The sequence below is a fragment of the Actinoplanes sp. NPDC051405 genome, from assembly GCF_055586185.1.
In genome coordinates this window covers 93,780-110,569 of the sequence record NZ_JBVJIR010000011.1, presented here as the reverse complement: position 1 = coordinate 110,569, position 16,790 = coordinate 93,780, and the positions used below count along the sequence as shown (strand labels likewise).

The 16,790-nt window shown below is 69.0% G+C and carries 19 protein-coding genes; 9 read left to right on the top strand and 10 right to left on the bottom strand.

Annotated features, from left to right (window positions below):
* The 7 genes from fliE to ACZ6S4_RS23795 all read right to left on the bottom strand — a co-directional run bounded on the left by fliE (nt 1) and on the right by ACZ6S4_RS23795 (nt 4,419).
* Nucleotides 1-336, bottom strand: coding sequence for a flagellar hook-basal body complex protein FliE (gene fliE / locus ACZ6S4_RS23825; protein ID WP_465477016.1), 336 nt, complete (start codon nt 334-336; stop codon nt 1-3).
* 2 nt (nt 337-338) lie between these two features.
* Complete coding sequence (locus tag ACZ6S4_RS23820) at nt 339-734, bottom strand: flagellar basal body rod protein FlgC (protein ID WP_451913459.1); 396 nt, start codon at nt 732-734, stop codon at nt 339-341.
* Nucleotides 735-739: 5 nt separating this feature from the next.
* Nucleotides 740-1,087, bottom strand: coding sequence for a flagellar basal body rod protein FlgB (gene flgB / locus ACZ6S4_RS23815; protein WP_360545731.1), 348 nt, complete (start codon nt 1,085-1,087; stop codon nt 740-742).
* A gap of 185 nt (nt 1,088-1,272) precedes the next feature.
* Entirely contained in the window at nt 1,273-1,596 is a 324-nt protein-coding gene (locus tag ACZ6S4_RS23810) for a hypothetical protein (protein ID WP_465477015.1), read from the bottom strand.
* A gap of 4 nt (nt 1,597-1,600) precedes the next feature.
* Nucleotides 1,601-1,972: a flagellar export chaperone FliS gene (gene fliS / locus ACZ6S4_RS23805; RefSeq protein ID WP_465477014.1), complete on the bottom strand. Its 372-nt coding sequence runs from the start codon at nt 1,970-1,972 to the stop codon at nt 1,601-1,603.
* A 35-nt stretch (nt 1,973-2,007) separates the two neighbouring features.
* A complete protein-coding gene (gene fliD, locus ACZ6S4_RS23800; protein ID WP_465477013.1) occupies nt 2,008-3,456 on the bottom strand; it encodes a flagellar filament capping protein FliD in 1,449 nt (482 codons plus the stop codon).
* Between the two features lie 123 nt (nt 3,457-3,579).
* On the bottom strand, nt 3,580-4,419 hold the full coding sequence (locus ACZ6S4_RS23795; RefSeq protein WP_465477012.1) for a flagellin N-terminal helical domain-containing protein: 840 nt from the start codon (nt 4,417-4,419) through the stop codon (nt 3,580-3,582).
* Nucleotides 4,420-4,670: 251 nt separating this feature from the next.
* Here ACZ6S4_RS23795 and flgN point away from each other — a divergent pair, with 251 nt between their 5' ends.
* From flgN to csrA, 5 genes are read left to right on the top strand one after another with little or no spacing between them, the layout of a single operon-like run.
* On the top strand, nt 4,671-5,156 hold the full coding sequence (gene flgN, locus ACZ6S4_RS23790; RefSeq protein ID WP_465477011.1) for a flagellar export chaperone FlgN: 486 nt from the start codon (nt 4,671-4,673) through the stop codon (nt 5,154-5,156).
* Nucleotides 5,156-6,538 carry a flagellar hook-associated protein FlgK gene (flgK, locus tag ACZ6S4_RS23785; protein WP_465477010.1) on the top strand — a complete coding sequence of 461 codons (1,383 nt, stop codon included), beginning with the start codon at nt 5,156-5,158 and terminating at the stop codon, nt 6,536-6,538. The genes flgN and flgK overlap by 1 nt, the downstream gene beginning before the upstream one ends.
* 9 nt (nt 6,539-6,547) lie before the next feature.
* Nucleotides 6,548-7,462 (top strand): flagellin N-terminal helical domain-containing protein, encoded by a 915-nt coding sequence (locus ACZ6S4_RS23780; protein WP_465477009.1) that lies wholly within the window; start codon nt 6,548-6,550, stop codon nt 7,460-7,462.
* A gap of 41 nt (nt 7,463-7,503) precedes the next feature.
* Nucleotides 7,504-7,902: a flagellar assembly protein FliW gene (fliW, locus tag ACZ6S4_RS23775; RefSeq protein WP_465477008.1), complete on the top strand. Its 399-nt coding sequence runs from the start codon at nt 7,504-7,506 to the stop codon at nt 7,900-7,902.
* A 54-nt stretch (nt 7,903-7,956) separates the two neighbouring features.
* Entirely contained in the window at nt 7,957-8,208 is a 252-nt protein-coding gene (csrA, locus tag ACZ6S4_RS23770) for a carbon storage regulator CsrA (protein ID WP_451913450.1), read from the top strand.
* Nucleotides 8,209-8,341: 133 nt separating this feature from the next.
* On the opposite strand, the gene ACZ6S4_RS23765 is transcribed toward csrA, so the two are convergent.
* Entirely contained in the window at nt 8,342-9,190 is an 849-nt protein-coding gene (locus tag ACZ6S4_RS23765; RefSeq protein WP_465477007.1) for a peptidoglycan DD-metalloendopeptidase family protein, read from the bottom strand.
* 210 nt (nt 9,191-9,400) lie between these two features.
* Between ACZ6S4_RS23765 and ACZ6S4_RS23760 the strand changes: the two genes are divergently transcribed.
* The 3 genes from ACZ6S4_RS23760 (at nt 9,401) to ACZ6S4_RS23750 (ending at nt 12,683) form a co-directional block, all read left to right on the top strand.
* On the top strand, nt 9,401-10,960 hold the full coding sequence (locus ACZ6S4_RS23760) for a methyl-accepting chemotaxis protein (RefSeq protein ID WP_465477006.1): 1,560 nt from the start codon (nt 9,401-9,403) through the stop codon (nt 10,958-10,960).
* 113 nt (nt 10,961-11,073) lie between these two features.
* Complete coding sequence (locus ACZ6S4_RS23755) at nt 11,074-11,826, top strand: hydrolase (RefSeq protein ID WP_465477005.1); 753 nt, start codon at nt 11,074-11,076, stop codon at nt 11,824-11,826.
* 74 nt (nt 11,827-11,900) lie between these two features.
* The gene (locus ACZ6S4_RS23750; RefSeq protein ID WP_465477004.1) at nt 11,901-12,683 is read left to right on the top strand and encodes an SRPBCC family protein; all 783 of its coding nucleotides are present in this window, start codon (nt 11,901-11,903) and stop codon (nt 12,681-12,683) included.
* A gap of 11 nt (nt 12,684-12,694) precedes the next feature.
* Here the strand turns inward: ACZ6S4_RS23750 and ACZ6S4_RS23745 are convergent, their stop codons facing one another.
* Both ACZ6S4_RS23745 and ACZ6S4_RS23740 read right to left on the bottom strand, forming a co-directional pair.
* Nucleotides 12,695-14,506 (bottom strand): sensor histidine kinase, encoded by a 1,812-nt coding sequence (locus ACZ6S4_RS23745; RefSeq protein WP_465477003.1) that lies wholly within the window; start codon nt 14,504-14,506, stop codon nt 12,695-12,697.
* A 79-nt stretch (nt 14,507-14,585) separates the two neighbouring features.
* On the bottom strand, nt 14,586-14,810 hold the full coding sequence (locus tag ACZ6S4_RS23740; protein ID WP_360833109.1) for a DUF7455 domain-containing protein: 225 nt from the start codon (nt 14,808-14,810) through the stop codon (nt 14,586-14,588).
* A gap of 231 nt (nt 14,811-15,041) precedes the next feature.
* Here ACZ6S4_RS23740 and ACZ6S4_RS23735 point away from each other — a divergent pair, with 231 nt between their 5' ends.
* Nucleotides 15,042-16,781, top strand: coding sequence for a S8 family serine peptidase (locus tag ACZ6S4_RS23735; protein WP_465477002.1), 1,740 nt, complete (start codon nt 15,042-15,044; stop codon nt 16,779-16,781).
* Nucleotides 16,782-16,790 lie beyond the last annotated feature (9 nt).

The window sequence follows — 16,790 nt, the reverse complement described above, 5'->3', positions numbered from 1 at the left end:
TCAGGCCTGCATCCTCATGATCTCCTGGAAGGCCTCCACAGCCTTGTTGCGGATCGCCATGGTCAGCTGCAGTCCCAGCGCGGCCTCGGTGGAGGCCATCGTGTACTGGGCGGGGTCCTGCAGCGTGCCGTTGGCGACCTGCACGGCCAGGTCCGAGGCCTTGGACTGGGAGGCCTGGACGCTCTCGAGGCCCTTGGAGAGCATGCCCGCGAAGTCGGTGTTGGGACCGGTGACAGCCTTGGTCGTGCCGGCGCCGGCGACACCGTCGACGCCGGAGACCGCGCCGATGCCGCTGAGGCCGCTGACCGCGCCGAGCGCGCTGATCGGAGAAACCATGGTCAGCCCTTCCCGAGCTGGATCGCCGCGTTGTAGGACTCCCGCGCCCGGTCCACGACCGAGAGGTTCGCCTGGTACGCGCGCTGCGCCATCATCAGCTGGGCCATCTGGCTGCCGAGGTCGATGTCCGGCCGGCGCACGTAGCCCTCGGTGTCGGCCATCGGGTTGTCCGGCTCGTACGCCAGCACACCCTCCGCGCTGCCGTACGCGATGCCGCCCACCTGCGCGCCGTTGCCGTCCTGGGCCTCCTGGGCGACGACGTAGCGCGCCTGGAAGGCCTTGTCGGACGTCTTGCTGACGTTGTCCATGTTGGCGATGTTGTCGGAGACGGCGTCCAGCCACTTGCGGTAGACGGTGACGCCGGATGCGGCGGTGCCGATCGCGTTGAAGGTGCTCATCTGGCTCAGGCCCCCTTGATCGCGTCGCGGATCAGTCCGTACTTGCCGTCGAGGGCGCGCAGCGTGAGCTGGTAGCGCATCGTCGTGTCGATGTGCGAGAGCGTCTCCTCATCGAGGTTGACGTTGTTGCCGTTCAGGCGCGTCGGCTCCAGCGAGTTCTGCACGCTCGGCGAGACCGTCGAGGGCGACTGGCCGTGAGCGACGGCGCTGCTGAGCGCCTCCTCAAACTTGACCTTACGAGCCTGGTAGCCGGGGGTCTCGATATTGGAGATGTTGTTGGCGATGGCGTTCTGGCGGGCGGACAGGCCGGCCACTGCGACGCGGAGCGAGGACGATGCGACGTCGTCGAACACGGCAGTTCCCTTCTGAAGCGGAGGTGCCTGTCCCTGGCGATAGGTCGGAGCAATCCGTTGCTCGTACTCTCCGATTCGGCCCGTCGGCCGATCCGCTGAGTCCGAAACGGTTGCTGGTGGGTTGCACACAACAACCCGAGACCCCTGCCGGGGTCCCGGGTTGTGACAGAGCTGGTGCCGGTGGGTCAGATGGCGCAGTCGATGTAGGTTGGAATCCCTTTGCCGGCCGTGCCGACCTCCACCCGGGCGGCGAAGGCGGTCTGCCGCCGGTTGGCGGTGATCGCGAGCGCTGCCGCCCGGGCGGCCTCGAGCTGCCGGGTCAGGATGAAATCGGCCCGCGGTCGCAGGTCCAACGGAATCGGGCCGATCCCGGCCGGCGGGCTCCACGGCGTCGCAGCCGGCAGCTCCTGGCTGCGGTGCTCCTCCGTGATCATCCGCTCGACGGCCTCGACGTCAGCCTCGAGCTCGTCCAGCGCCGAGATCCACGCGCTTCGCCACTCGTCCGCCATCAGGTCACCCCTCGGCCGCCGCGACGGCCATCGCCGCCTCCCGCCAGGTGTCCCGCAACGGCTCCATGAGGTCCAGGACGCCCTTCACCTTCGCCGCGTCGCCCTTCACGTTGGCGTTGACCAGCTCGGTCTCGACGAAGGTGTAGAGCGCGGCCAGGCCGGCGGCGCCGTCCCAGACATCCAGGTTCAGCGATACGTGCAACTCGGTGACGATGTCCTGGGCGTGCTTGAGGTGGTTGTTGGCCTCGGCCCGGTCGCCGGCCAGCAGGGCCTGCTCACCGCGGTTGAGGTCGAGGACCAGCCGGTCGAAGAGCATCAGGAGCAGCTTGGCCGGTGAGGCGGTGGCGACGGAGTCGGCGATGTAACGCGCACGCATGGCTGGTGGAGGTGTGCTCAAAGTGTTCGCTCCGCTCATCCGAGGCCGGCGAGCTGACTCGCCAGCCAGGAGGACTGCTGCTGCATCTTGCCCATGGCGACCTCAAGGCTGGAGAACTGCTTCTGCAGGTTGTTCTTGCGCAGCTCCAAGCGGACGTCCCACTGGCTCACCTGCTCGTTCATGCCCCGGATGTTGTCGTTGCGGCGCTGGATGAGGCCCTGAATGATGCCTTCCTTGGGCGATCCCGGCTTCGCGGGGTCGGCGACGCCCTCAGTGGCGAGCAATGACAAGGTCTCCAGCTTGCGGGCCAGGCCCACGCTGTCGTCGAAGCCGGGGTCGAACTTGCTGGTGCCGGTCTTGTCCTCGTAATGGTTGAAGTACTTCTGCGTCTTCTCCGGGTCGGCTTCGTACTTCTTGAGGAAGTCGTCCTTGACGAAGGTCAGCTTGCCGTAGCGGTCGATCCCGATGCCGACGTCCTTGAAGCTGGCGGTCTTGTCGCCGTCGCCCAGCCCGGCCGCTCCGGCCGAGACCGCACCGAGGATCTCCTGGGTGAGCTTGCGCATCGCGCTGTCACCGGCGAGGGTCCCAGCGGCGGTGTCGCCCGTCTTGGCCTTGGATTGCGCGGCGATCTCCGTCAGCGCCACGTTGGCGTTGTCGACAAGAGCCTGGATCTTGGCGGCGATGCCCTCGCTGTCAGCTGTCATGTCAATCGTCACCGACGGGTCGCTCACGGCCTGTGCTTTCACGGCGGTGATCGTCACGCCCGGCGCGACGTCCGTGAAGGTGTTGGACGTCGACGAGACCTCGAACGAGCCGGCCGGGCCGTCCACCGTCAGCTTGGCGTCGCGGCCTTCGGTGGTGGCGTCGGCGGTGCCCAAGGTCAGCCCGCTCGGCAGGCCGACCGCGGCGACCTTATCGGCGCCGGCGGTGCCGCTCTCCTTCGCGGTGAGTTGCAACGTGTACTGGCCCGGCGCGACCAGCACGGCGGAAGCCTTGTATGGCAGCTCGGTCTCGCCGTTGATCGCGGCGACCACTGACTGCAGCGACCGGTCCTTGGGCGTGAGCTGCTTGCTGTTTCCGCCTGTCAGCGTGACGTCGAAGGTGGTGCCCGAGATGGCCGGTGAGCCGGCGGCGTCGCTGATCGACCCGAGCGATGTGCCGTATGTCCTCTTCTCGGCCAGCGCGAGCTGGTCGACGCGGAAGGTCAGCGACCCGGCGGCTGCGCCGGGCGAGGCAGCGACCACTGCCGCGTCGGAGCTGGAAGTCGCCTTCATCGCGCCCCAGGAGTTCGGGTCGTTCAGCGCCTTCGCGGCGGTGCCGACGCTCGACATCCTGCTGTTGATGCTCTGGTAAGCGGTCACAACCTTGTTGGCGGTGTTGATTTTGGTCTTCAGCGCCGCCTGGGGGGCCGCTTCGATCTTCATGAGCTGGGCGATGGTGTCCGAGGTGCTCATGCCGGTGACGAGTCCGTCAACGCTGGCCATCGGCCACTCCCTCCGTCGGTGGGGCGGAAAACAGGACGGGCGGCCGGCGATGACGCCGACCGCCCGTCTATTCGGTTGCCTGTGCCATGGCCTGAGCCATTTGGAGTATTGTCACTGCGCCGATCAGCGCAGGAGCGACAGCACGCCCTGCTGGGACTGGTTCGCCTGGGACAGCATCGAGGTGCCGGCCTGGGTCAGGATCTGCGACCGGGTGAAGGACATCATCTCCTGCGCCATGTCGGTGTCCCGAATCCGGCTCTCCGACGCCGACAGGTTCTCGATGGCGACGTTCTGGCTGTTGATCGTGTGCTCGAACCGGTTCTGGTACGCACCGAGCTCGGCGCGCGCCGTCGACACCGCCTTGATCTGCGTGTCGATCGCTGTGATGGACGCGATTGCGGCGTCCGAATCCCCGAAACCGAGACCCGTGACCGCTGTCGCAATGTCGTCGACGTTGGCAGCGTTCAGATCCACCTCGATCTGGCTGCTGGCGTCACCGTCCGCGCCGACCTGGAACTTCATGACACCGGCATTGCCGGCCGACCCGTCGAGCAACTTCGTGCCGTTGAAGTTGGTCGACTCGCTGATGCGCGTCAGTTCCTCAGCGAGGCTGTCGACCTCGGTCGTGATGTTGGCGCGCGCCTCGGCGTTGTTGGAGTCGTTACCCGCCTGCACGCCCAGGTCACGCATGCGCTGCAGGATCGAGTGCACCTCGTTCAGCGCACCCTCAGCGGTCTGCACCACCGAGACACCGTCCTGCGCGTTGCGGACGGCGACCTTGAGGCCACCGACCTGGCTGCGCAGGCCCTCACTGATCGCCAGACCCGCGGCGTCGTCGGCGGCCCGGTTGATCCGGAAACCCGACGACAGCTTCTCGAGCGACTTCGACATCTGGTTGTCGGAGACAGAGAGGCTGCGGTAGGCGTTCTGGGCAGCGATGTTCTGGTTGATACGAAGACCCATTTGAATTTCCTCCTTGAGTGGGGTCCGAACCCGGCCCATCCGTGAGCCGTTTTGCTTACGCCATCAGTGATCGGACGGTCACTGCCGGTCCTGAGGAGTATCTGAAGTTTGTTCGCGGATGTTTCGCGAACGCCGGATCCGACCGCTCACCGATTCGCAACCCGAGCGACCTCAACTCCTCAGAGACGCCCGACAGATGCCGACGTGTCCGGTGAAGCGGAGGGAGTCCCTCTGCGGAGAAGGAGGAGCCGGTGAGCCTGACCGACCTGTCCAGCGTCCTGTGGCGCGCACGGGAGCTGTTGGAGCTGCTGCTGTTCAAGCTGGAGGAGGAGCAGCTGCTGCTCGCCTCCAACCGATCCCGCTGGCTCGCGCACGCCACCCGTGAGGTGGAGGTCGTGCTGGACCAGATCCGGCAGACCGAGGTGGCCCGGGCGGCGTACGCCCAGGCCGTCGCGATCGAGCTGGGACTCTCCGCGGAAGCATCCCTGGGTCAGTTGGCGGATGCGGCGCCGGCGCCCTGGTCCGATCTGCTGCACCAGCACCGCAAGGCATTCCTCACGCTGACGTCGGAGATCGGTGCCATGGCGGAGACGAACCGCGATCTGCTCACCGCGGGTCAGCGGGCAGCTCGTGAAACCATGCTCGCGTTCGCCGGAACCGTGGAAACCTATAGCCCTCAGGGCAAAACCGTCAGCGGCGGCGTGCGCCGCCCCAGCCTGGTGGATGAGGCGATCTGATGGGCAGCAGCTTCGGTGGGATCAACACCGCTTTGACCTCGCTCTACGCCCAGCGTCGCGGCCTGGACGTAACCGGTCAGAACATCGCGAACGCCAACACTGAGGGATACACCCGGCAGCGTGTCGAGATGCAGTCGCAGGTGGGCTCCATGTCGCCGGCCATGTACGCGAAGACCGACGGGCTGGGCACCGGTGTCGCCGTTTCCGACGTGCAGCGGCTCCGCGACGAGTACCTGGAGAACCGAGGTCGCTCAGAACACGGCACGAGCGCGTATCTGGCCAGCCAGAGTGCCGCCTACACCTCGATCGAGGACACGTTCGCCGAGCCGAGTGACACCGCTCTGGCCGCGCAGATGCGCGACATGTGGGGTGGCTGGAATGACGTGGCGAACAATCCGCAGCTCACCGCCCCCCGGTCGGCCCTCATCCAGCAGAGTGCGACGGTCGCCAACCAGCTCAACGGAGCCCATGACGCGTTGGCCCGGCAGTGGAGTCAGAACCGCAACCAGATGGACGTCTACGTCGACGAGGTCAACGTCACGGCGGGATCGATCGCCCAGCTCAACGACAGCATCATCCAGGCGAACGCCTCCGGGGTGACGGTGAACGAGTTGGAGGACCGGCGTGATCTGCTGGCCATGCGGCTCGCCGAGCTCACCGGGGCCACCGCGGCCAAGCGGCCGAACGGGGGCATGGACGTCTTCATCGGCGGTTCCACCCTGGTCACCGGGAGCGTCACGCGCGAGGTCCAGTACACCGGGGCCGCGCGGCTGGAGGATCAGGGCGCTGACCCGGTCGCATTGAGCTGGAAGGACAACGGCACGGCGGCGCAGGCCGGCGGCACGGTAGGCGCGATGACCGACACGATGACCAAGATCATTCCCAAGCTGTCGGCGGAGCTCGACTCGGTCGCCAAGAACCTGATCGACAAGGTGAATGCCGAGCACGTCAATGGCTTCAGTGCCGACGGCAGCACGGCCCTCAATTTCTTCGACGGCGATTCGGCTGCCTCCATCAAGGTGCTGATCAAGGACCCGGACAAGGTCGCGGTCTCGGCGGCCAGCGGAACGCGGGACAACTCGGTGGCCGACGCGATCGCCGACATCGGCGACAAGGCCGGCGGCCCGGACCGGGAATACCAAGAAATGATTGGTCAGCTCGGGGTCGTGTCGCAGGGCTCGGCGCGCCGGGCCGAGATCCAAGGCGTCGTGACCGAACAGGTCGACGCGGCGCGCGAGGGGGAGTCCGGGGTCAATCTCGACGAAGAGATGACCAATCTGCTGACGTACCAGCGTGGCTACGAAGCCGCATCCCGGGTGCTGACCACGATCGATTCGATGCTCGACCAGCTCATCAACCGTACGGGCCTGGTCGGAAGGTAGGGAAAATAAATGGCCAGCGGCAGAATCACCGAGAACAGCATCCATACCCGGGTGCTCGCCAATCTGCAACGCAATCTCGCCAAGGGTGCGAAGATCCAAGATCAGCTGTCGAGTGGTAAGCAGCTCAACCGGCCGTCGGATTCCCCGGCCGGAACGGTCTCGGCGTTGCAATTGCGCAGCGAGTCGATGACGAGTCAGCAGTACACGCGGAACGCCGAGGACGGCCTCGGCTGGCTGAGCACCTTGGAAGACACGCTGGGCAGTGCTTCGACTCTGGTGAACCGGGCGCGTGACCTCACTGTTCAGGGACTGAACGTCAGCTCCAACGGAGCCTTGGCGAACGAGGCGCTGGCGGCCGAGATCGACCAGATCCGGGAAGGACTGATCGCTCAGGCGAACACCCGTTATCTGGATCGGCCGGTGTTCGGCGGCAACACGGCGGACCCGGTCGCTTACGACAAGGACGGCACGTTCACCGGAAACTCGTACGACCCCGCACAGCCTGCCACCACCAGCGTCTCGCGCACGGTCGGCTCGGGCGTCAAGGTGCGGGTGGACATGACCGGCAAGGAGGCTTTCGGTGACGACTCAACCGGGCTCTTCAAGGTACTGAAAGACATTTCCGCCAGCATTCGGGCCGGCGACGGCACGCAGCTGCAGGCCAATCTCGGTCAGTTGGACAAGGCTGGTAATCAGTTGAAATCGGCAGTTTCCGAGATCGGCTCACGATACAATCGGATTACGCAGATGAAGGAATCCGCGCAGGACCGTTTGTTGTCGGTGACGTCCCAGCTGTCGGACATCGAGGACATCGATCTGCCGAAGACCATCATGGACATGCAGCTGCAGCAGACCTCGTACCAGGCTGCCTTGGCCGCCACGGCCAAGGTTATCCAACCGTCGCTCATCGATTTCCTGAGGTGACCATGACTACTCGCACCGCGTCCCGACCGATTGGGGCCACAGTGACTGACACCGAGCTGGACATGCCGATCATCGACATGGCCGTTCCCATGCCCGGATTCCCCGCGCACCAGCAGTTCGTACTCGTCCGGCTGAATGACGAGGGCCTGCTCTATGCGTTCACGTCCATCCAGAACCCCGAGCTTCGCTTCCTGGTCGCGCCGCCGGAGCCGTTCTTCCCGGACTACGCGCCGGAGATCGAGAACGCCGTCTTCGCCGCACTGAACACCAAGGACCCGGACCGGTTGCTGGTCATGGTCGTCATCACGGCCGGGGTCAACGAGACCACAGCGAACCTGCTGGCACCGATCATCATCGACCGTGACAGTCGCCGTGCGATGCAGGTGGTGCTCAACGACAGCAACATGCCGGTTCGCGCGATCATGCGCCGGGGCTTCTGAGGGCCGCTCGCCCGACCTGGTGTCCTGTCCACGGATGGAGAAGGGACTGCCGCGATGCTCGTGCTGACCAGGAGGGCCGGCGAGAGCGTGATGATCGGCGACGACGTCGTCGTGACCGTGCTCGAGACGCGCGGTGATGTCGTCCGGATCGGTATCAACGCCCCGCGCAGCGTTCAGGTGCACCGCGAAGAGGTGTACCAGGAACTGCAGACGGTCAACCGGGAAGCGGCCTCGCCCGACGAGGCCGCCGTCCGCGCGGTGACCGAGATGTTGCGTCCGGCCGGCGTCGAGCCGCCGGGCGACTGACCCTCCATTGTGGTACCAACCTGGGCCGGCTCCCTGTGGGAGTCCGGCCCGTTGGCTTGCCCGGCAACGGTTCCGGGCCGGTCCGGCGCCGCCGGAGTGGACGACGGCGCCGGGATCAGCGGACGGGCCGGGATCAGCGGATGGACAGCCCGCGGGCCTTGAAGAAGGCGATCGGATCGACGGCGTTCTCCCGGGTGGCCGGCGCGCCGGCGTGCACCTCGAAGTGCAGGTGCGGGCCCGAGGACGAGCCCGATGTGCCGACGTAGCCCAGGATCGCGCCGCGCGGGACGCTCTGGCCGACGGTGACCGCCGGGCGCCGCACCATGTGGCAGTACCGGGTCACCAGGTTGCCCTCGTGCTGGACCTCGACGTACCAGCCGCAGCCGCGCAGGGCGGAACTGCCGTCCACGTCGCAGCTTCCCTTGGAGACGTTGCAGACCACGCGGATGACGGTGCCGGCGGTGGCCGCGCGGATCGGCGTGTTGCGGGTGGCGCCGAGGTCGACGCCGTCGTGGGCCGGGCGGCCGGTGGTGCGGAAGCCGCTGACCAGCCCGGCGGCGACGGGAAGCATCCAGGTGCCCGACACGGGCGGCAGCGGTACGGCCGACACCGGCGCGGCCGGGCTGCACTTCGGGATGGTGAAGGCGCCCCGCTGGACGTACGCGTCGGAGATGTAGCTGTTGTCGGCCAGGCGGTCCCAGTAGCCGGTGTTCGTCACGGTTCCGCTGATGAACTGCCCGGCGGTCCGGCAGACGATCGAGACGGTGGCGCCGTTGCGGATGGTGCCGATCCGGGGGCTGCCCGCGGACGGGGCGCTGCGCGCGTTCAGCGGCGTGCCACCGGTGACGACCTTGCCGGTGCCGGCGATCCTGGCCGCGGGGCCCGCCGCGGCGGCGGGGGCGGGGCTGAGGATCAGTGTGCCGCCGACGGTGCCGGCCGCGGCGAGCAGAGCCAGGGCGGTGCGCTGATGTCGTCGTTTCATGGGTTTCCCTTCGGCCGTACGGGGACGCGCGCTCGTTCAGGCCAGGCTGCCGAGCGCGGGATGCCGGTTCCGGTGCTCCGCCAGTGCAGAACAGTTGCGGCAAATGGATAAAAACCGGCGCGGATGGGCCGATCCGCCCTGAAGATGGAATTACCGCCGCACCACGAGCCCGGACACTCGGGCACATGGTCGCCTTCGAGGGGGACGTAGATGTCGAGATTGACGGAAATGGGCATCGCCAAGCGTCTGACGCTTATCGTGCTCGTCGGTGTGCTGGCCCTGATCGCCCTGGCCACGATCACGGTGCAGGGGCAGAACCGGGTCGTCAGCCAGTCCGACTACGTGCGGACACTGGAGGCGTGCCTCGCGGCGCTCAACCACCTCGACACCCGGCAGAGCGAGCTGAAGGTCGACGCGTACCGGTCGGCGCTCAAGCACGACGTCACCCAGGACGTCGCCGACGACGTGGTCTCCGCCACCGAGGCGGCCGACGGGGTCGAGTCGTGCGGGCTGACCGGCGCCCTGGCCGCCGAGTTCGGCACGATCCGGCCGGACGTCAACGACTTCGGCACCTTCATCACCGGCTTCGTCCAGCAGTCCCTGGCACCCGGCGCGACCGCCGCCCCGAACACCGATCAGATCGCCGAGCGCAACCACGCCGTGGACGACCAGCTCGGGGCCCTGAACGAGAAGGTGACGGCCACCGCCGAGGAGGAGCGCGCCGACATGGCCGACGCGGTGAGCGACACCAAGCGGGCCGCCTGGATCGTCGGTCTCGTCGGGCTGCTCCTGATGATCGGGCTGTCCGTACCCCTGGCCCGGTCGATCCTGCGCCCGGTGCAGCGGCTCGGCGAGATCATCGAGGCCCTGCAACAGGGTGATCTCACTCAGCGCAGCGGTATCACGACCCGCGACGAGCTCGGCCGGATGGCCACCGGGCTGGACGCCGCCGTCGAGTCGATCCACCGCTCGCTCACCACCATCGGCCAGGAGGCCGAGACCCTGGCCAGCTCGGCGACCGAGCTGTCGGCCGTGGCCGGGCAGATCGCCGACGCCGCCCACGACACCGACGCGCAGACCTCCTCGGCGTCGAGCGAGGCCGAGGAGATCTCCCGCAACGTGCAGACGGTGGCCGCGGGCTCCGAGGAGATGGGCCTGAGCATCCGGGAGATCTCGCGCAACACCAGCGAGGCCGCGCAGATCGCCGGGATCGCCGTGTCCGAGGCCGCGCAGGCCACGGAGACGATCCGGCAGCTCGGCGAGTCCTCGGCGGAGATCGGCAACGTGATCAAGCTGATCACCTCGATCGCCGAGCAGACCAACCTGCTGGCGCTCAACGCGACCATCGAGGCGGCCCGGGCCGGCGACGCGGGCAAGGGCTTCGCCGTGGTGGCCAGCGAGGTCAAGGACCTGGCCCAGGAGACCGCGCGGGCCACCGAGGACATCGGTTCCCGGGTGAACGCGATCCAGCAGGACACCGGCGGCGCGGTCGAGGTGATCAGCCGGATCAGCGAGGTCATCGCCAAGATCAATGACTTCCAGACGACGATCGCGAGCGCCGTCGAGGAGCAGACCGCGACCACCGGCGAGATGAGCCGCAGCATCGGCGAGGTGGCGTCGGGCAGCAGCCGGATCGCCGCGAACATCTCCGACGTCTCCACGGCCAGCGCCACCGCCGTGCACGGCGTCACCCAGACCCGGCAGGCCAGCGAAGAAGTGGCCCGGACAGCCGAGCAACTGCGCACTCTGGTGGGCGCTTTCCGGCTCTGACCGGACGCACCCGGACTGCACCTGGCGCGGCCCCGGTCCACAACACCGGGGCCGCACCGTAATCCCCAGGGCGAGAAGAGCTCGTCCGGCGGGAATCGGTCTCGGGAGTCATCGTGGGTGCAGAGCGTGAATCGGTCATGGACGGCACCACCCTCGCCACGCCGGCGCCCGCCCTCGATCTGCGGGCCGACGCCCACGTGCACACGGGGTTCGCGGCCGGCCGGGACAGCGTGGGCCTGATCGTCTCCGCTGCCGACCACGCCGGGCTGACCTCCGTCACGTTCGCCGACCAGGTGGGGCCCGAGACGACGTGGCTGCCCGCGTACGCGGACACCATCCGCCGGGCCCGCCGGCGCACCGAGCTGAACCTGCGCATCGCCGCCGAGGTCGAGGTCGTCCAGCGCGACGGCTGGCTGGCCTGGCCGGGGGACCTGGGGCACCTCGAAGCGGTGTCGGTGGCCGTCTCCCGGCTGCCGCTGGCCTCCGGGCCGGCCCTGCCGCGTGAGGTGCGGGCCCAGCTCGCCACCGGTGAGCTCACCCCGGACCAGGTCGCCGAGATCCTGGTGACGGCGACGATCAAGGGCATGGACCGGGCCTCCCGGTACGCGCCGGCGCAGCTCGCCCGCCCGTTGAGCCTGCTGAGCCAGGTCGGCGTGGACGAGTCGGCGGTGACCCGGGACATGCTGTCGGCGCTCGCCACCGCCTGCCTCGTCACCGGTACGGCCGTCGAGATCAGCGAGGCCTGGCGCGGCCCGTCCCCGCTGGTGGTGGCCACCCTGCGGGAGGCTGGTGTGGCCCTGGTGGCGGCGAGTGACGCCCGGTACGCCGGCGAGGTCGGCCAGTGGCAGTACCTGCGCCGGGTCTGATCGGAAACCGGCCGCAGCCTGTAGTCGCGTACGTACTCTCAGTCATGCCAGCACTTCAGCATGGGAGAGATGCGATGAGTATGGTTCAGCAGGCCGTCGAGATCGGTGCCCCGCTGCACGCGGTGTACGAGCAGATCGCCACCTTCGAGAACTATCCGCGGTTCATGACCGGCGTGCAGCGGGTGACCCGGATCGGCGACGACCAGACCCACTGGATCATGGACGTCGAGGGCCATCGCCGGGAGTTCGACGCCCAGATCACCGAGCGCTCCCTGGACGAGCGGGTCTCGTGGGCGACCACCGAGGGACCGCTGCTCGCCGAGACGATCACGCTGCGGCCGATGGGTGAGACCCGGACCCAGATCGTCGCCCAGCTCGAGGCCGACGTGGCCTTTCTGCTGCCCAGCGACCGGCACGGTCAGGAGACCCTGCGCCGGCGGCTCAAGGCCGACCTGGACACCTTCAAGGGCCTGATCGAGACCGGCAAACTGGGTGACCTGCAGCTGCGCGGGGCAAGCTCCAAGCAGCTCGCCGGCCGGCCGGGCAACCCGGCGTCACCGGCCTCGGTCGCCGCCCGGGCCCGGGGCGGCCGGCCGCATCCCGGTGCCGGCTGGGGCACCAGCGCCGGCGAGTTCAGCAACGCCAACGCGGGCACCGACGTGGACATCACCTCGGCCCCGGGCATCACCAGCGCCGCCGATCTCGACGACGTGCTCGCCCCCGGCCGCCGGATCGGCGGCTCGCGGTCGGTGAGCGGCGGCGCCGCCCCGATGGGCGGCAAGGCGATGGGCTCCCGCGACGTCCGCGGCGACGGCGTCATCCACGAGGAGGAACGCGGCGGCGACCACGACTGGTGACGCCGGCCGGCTCACCGCGCCGACTCGAACGTCACCACCAGACGGGCACCCCGGGGCTCGGCCCGCTCATAGCGGACCGAGCCCCGGTTGGCTTCCACCAGGTGCCGCACGATGAACAGCCCCAGCCCGGCGCCGCGCATGAACCGGTCGAAGAGCTGCGGCACCAGCTCCTCGGGGATCCCCGCGCCGCGGTCCTGCACCACCAGCTCGATCGACTCCCCGGTGTGGCCGGCCCTGATGACCAGCGGCGGATCGCCGTATTTCAGGGCGTTGCCCAGCAGGTTGTGCACCACGTGCCAGAGGTGCTGACGGTCGGCCAGCGCGGCCAGGTCCTCGTCGATCTCGATCGCCACGTCCGCCGCGCACTTGAGGTCCGCCGCCACCGCGGTGACGACCTCCCGTACCGGCACCGGGGTGCGCCGCGCGGTGACCGCCCCGGTGTCCAGCCGGAACAGCAGCTGCAGGTCGTTCATCATCTTGACGAGCCGGCGGGTGTTCTTGTCGATCTTCGTGGTCAGCTCGAGGCGGGTGTCCTCGTCCAGCTCGGCCCAGTCCGCGCTGAGCAGCTCGGAGAGGCTCGCGATCGAGCTGATCGGCTGGGCCACGTCGTGGGTCAGCATCGAGGTCAGGTCGTTCTTGAAGGCCAGCGCCGCGGCCAGCCGCGCGTTCGACTCCCGCAACTGCTCGTTGCTGCGTTCCAGCTCGCCGGCCCGCTCCCGCAGCTCGTCGGCGACCCGTTTGCGGTCGGTGATGTCGACGTAGGTGGCCACGTAGGCCCGGGGCCGTCCGTCGGCGTCGGGAATGGGTGCCATGGTGGCCAGCACCGGAATGTCCGTGCCGTCGGCGTGCCGGACCAGCCAGTCGCCGGTCCCGGCCGGTGGCAGCGGGGCCGGATCCGGGGCGAGCGGCTCGCTGTGCCCGGTCAGCTCCCGCCAGCGCCGGTTGACGTCGATCACCCGGTGGTTGGCGTCGAGCACCATCACCGCCTCGTTCATCGACTGCAGCAGCGTGTCCGCGAACTCGCGGCGCTCGCGCAGCTCGGCGACCAGCTCCCATTGCTGGCGGTCGGCGCCCTCCAGCGAGCGGACCAGGAAGCCGATCAGGGCCAGCACGGCGAGGGCGGCCAGGATCGCGCCGGTGCTGATCGCGGCGGCCGGCCGGCTGATCCCGGTGCGCACCGCCAGCGCGCTGATCAGGGCGGCGACCACCGGCACGGCGATCACCGCGGGCAGCGTGTGCCGGATCTTGGTGCCGGGTCCGGCGGCCGCGGCGGTACGCAGCGGGCCCGCTTCCGGCCGGGCGAGGATGGCCCCCAGCGCCAGAGTGAGCAAGGCACCCGCGTGGTACGGCGTCATCACGCTGTCCGGGCCGCCACCTTCCGGAAAGGTCGGCGCGAACATCCGCGGCACGAGCGCGACCAACGCGATGATCGTGGCCCCGGCCAGCAGGGGATCGGCGATCCGGAACCGGGACTGCTCACCGGGCCGGCGGATCCGCACGTCGATACAGGTCAGGGCGAGTCCGGTCAGCAGGGTGGCGACGGCCGCCGCCGGATGCCGGGCCAGGGCGGCGGCTCCCAGCAGAGCGGCCAGGCCGGCCAGGACGTACGCGGTGACGCGCGACACCGGCGTGGACCGGGTCGGCGCCAGCAGAAGCAGAGCGAGCCCGGCGGCCAGCAATGCGGCCGCCGGGCTCGACGTCAGGGTGTTCTCCCCAGCGGACGAGGTGAGCAGGTTCAGGGCGCCGATGACGGCCACCGCGACACCGGCGCACCCGGCGAGGATCCGGGACAGCCTGCCCACGTCCTGCGCCGCGATCTGCACCGGTGAAACCCCTCTAAATATGGGCGTTTCCGCCCAAGCGTGAGGGAGTGATCATATCGCGGCGGATGGGATCAAGTGGTCACGCCGAGTGAGACTGTCCGGCCCACTCGAAGCCGTCCTCGACGGTGACCTTGGCCGCGACCAGCACGAGCCGGTCGGCGTGCTTGTTGGCGTGGTGCCCGCAGAACACCAGCGAGCCGCCGCTGCTGAGGGCGATCTCGGCCTTGGCGGCCGCGCTGCAGCTGTCGCAGCGGTCGACCAGGGACGGGACGGTGACGATCTCGGGCGACAGCATGGTGGTCATCATCGCTCTCCTTGCTCGGTGGCGGTGCAGCGGTCCTGACAGCGGGTACTTCGGCCCGCCGGAGGGGCGCCTTAGCCCTCGGGACGTCGTTCGGGACCCTGCAACTGAGGCGCAACCGGCAAGGTCCCTGGTGACTCTGTCCCGTCGTCAACCTTTCCCTCAGACGCCATCGGCATGCCCCGTCACGCGGGTGAAGTCGTTCGCCTGTGGCTTAACGGGAGGGAACCCAGAATGACTCGCAACGACGGCCGGCGCCGCACCGCGCGCTTCGCGCTGACCGCCGGCATCGCCACCGCGGCCGCGGTGACCGGCGTCGCCGGCACCGCACTCGCGGGTACGCCCACCGCCCTGCCCACCGGCCCGGTCCGCGCGGCGGCCACCGCGGACGCGATCGCCGGCAGCTACATCGTCGTGCTCAAGCCCGGTACGGCGGCGGCCGCCCAGGTCACCTCCGCCTCCCAGGCCCTCGTGAAGCGGTACGGCGGCAGGGTCCGCGCCAACTACCTCTCGGCCGTCCGTGGCTTCCAGGCCACCATGACGGCCGCCGCGGCCAGCCGGCTCGCCGCCAACCCGGCCGTCGACTACGTCGAGCAGGACGCCACTGTCCGGATGACCGACACCCAGACCGCCCCCACGTGGGGCCTGGATCGCATCGACCAGCCCGCGCTCCCGCTGTCGAAGACCTACACCTACCGCTCCGCGGCCAACGTGACCGCGTACGTGCTGGACACCGGCATCCGGACCAGCCACACCGAATTCGGTGGCCGGGCCAGTCACGGCTGGGACTTCATCGACAAGGACGCCACGGCCCAGGACTGCAACGGGCACGGCACCCACGTGGCGGGCACGGTCGGCGGCCGCACGTACGGCGTCGCGAAGGACGTCAAGCTGGTCGGCGTCCGGGTCCTGGACTGCACCGGGTCCGGCTCGTACTCGGCGATCATCGCCGGCGTCGACTGGGTGACCGCGCACGCGGTCAAGCCGGCCGTGGCCAACATGAGCATCGGCGGCACGCTGAGCTCCGCGCTCAACGCCGCGGTCACCAAGTCCATCGCCGCCGGGGTGACCTACGCGGTGGCGGCAGGCAACGAGAACAAGAACGCCTGTAGCTACTCGCCGGCGGCCACGCCCAACGCGATCACGGTCGGCGCCACCGAGAGCACCGACGCCCGGGCCTCGTTCTCCAACTTCGGTTCCTGCCTCGACATCTTCGCGCCGGGCGCGAAGATCACGTCCGCGGGTTACTCGTCGGACACCGGTACCCAGACGATGAGCGGCACCTCGATGGCGGCCCCGCACGTGGCGGGCGCGGCGGCGCTGGTGCTGGGTGCCGACCCGGCGGCCACGCCGGCCCAGGTGCTCACCGCCCTCACCACCAGGGCGTCGGTGGACAAGGTGACCTCGCCGGGCACGGGGTCGGTCAACAAGCTCCTCAACACGACCTGGCTGAACACCGCTGCCGGCACCCCGAGCCCCACGCCCACCACGGCCCCCACCACCACGGCCCCCACCACGACGGCCCCGACCACCGCGCCGACCACCGCGCCGACGACCGCCCCCACGACGATCGCCCCGACCACGACTCCGCCGACGACGACCCCGGCCACCAGTGCGCCGGTCGCCGCGTGCGGGCCGTTCACCATGGGGACCGACGTGCGGATCAGCAAGTACGGCACCGCGTGGAGCAGCGTGGGCATCTCCGGCTGCACCGGCACCGCGTCGGCGACCTCCAGCGTGACGGTGACCGTCGCGCACGGCTACCGCGGTTCGCTCGTCGTCTCGCTGGTGAGCCCGCGGGGTACGAAGTACACGCTGAAGCAGGCCGACAAGGCGGACACCGCGGCGAATCTGGCCCAGACGTACCCGATCAACCTGTCCGGTACGTCGCGCAACGGTACGTGGACGTTGCAGGTCAAGGACTCCTTCGGCACCACGACCGGAATCCTGGACAAGTGGAAGTTGACGCTCTGAAAGCTCGGA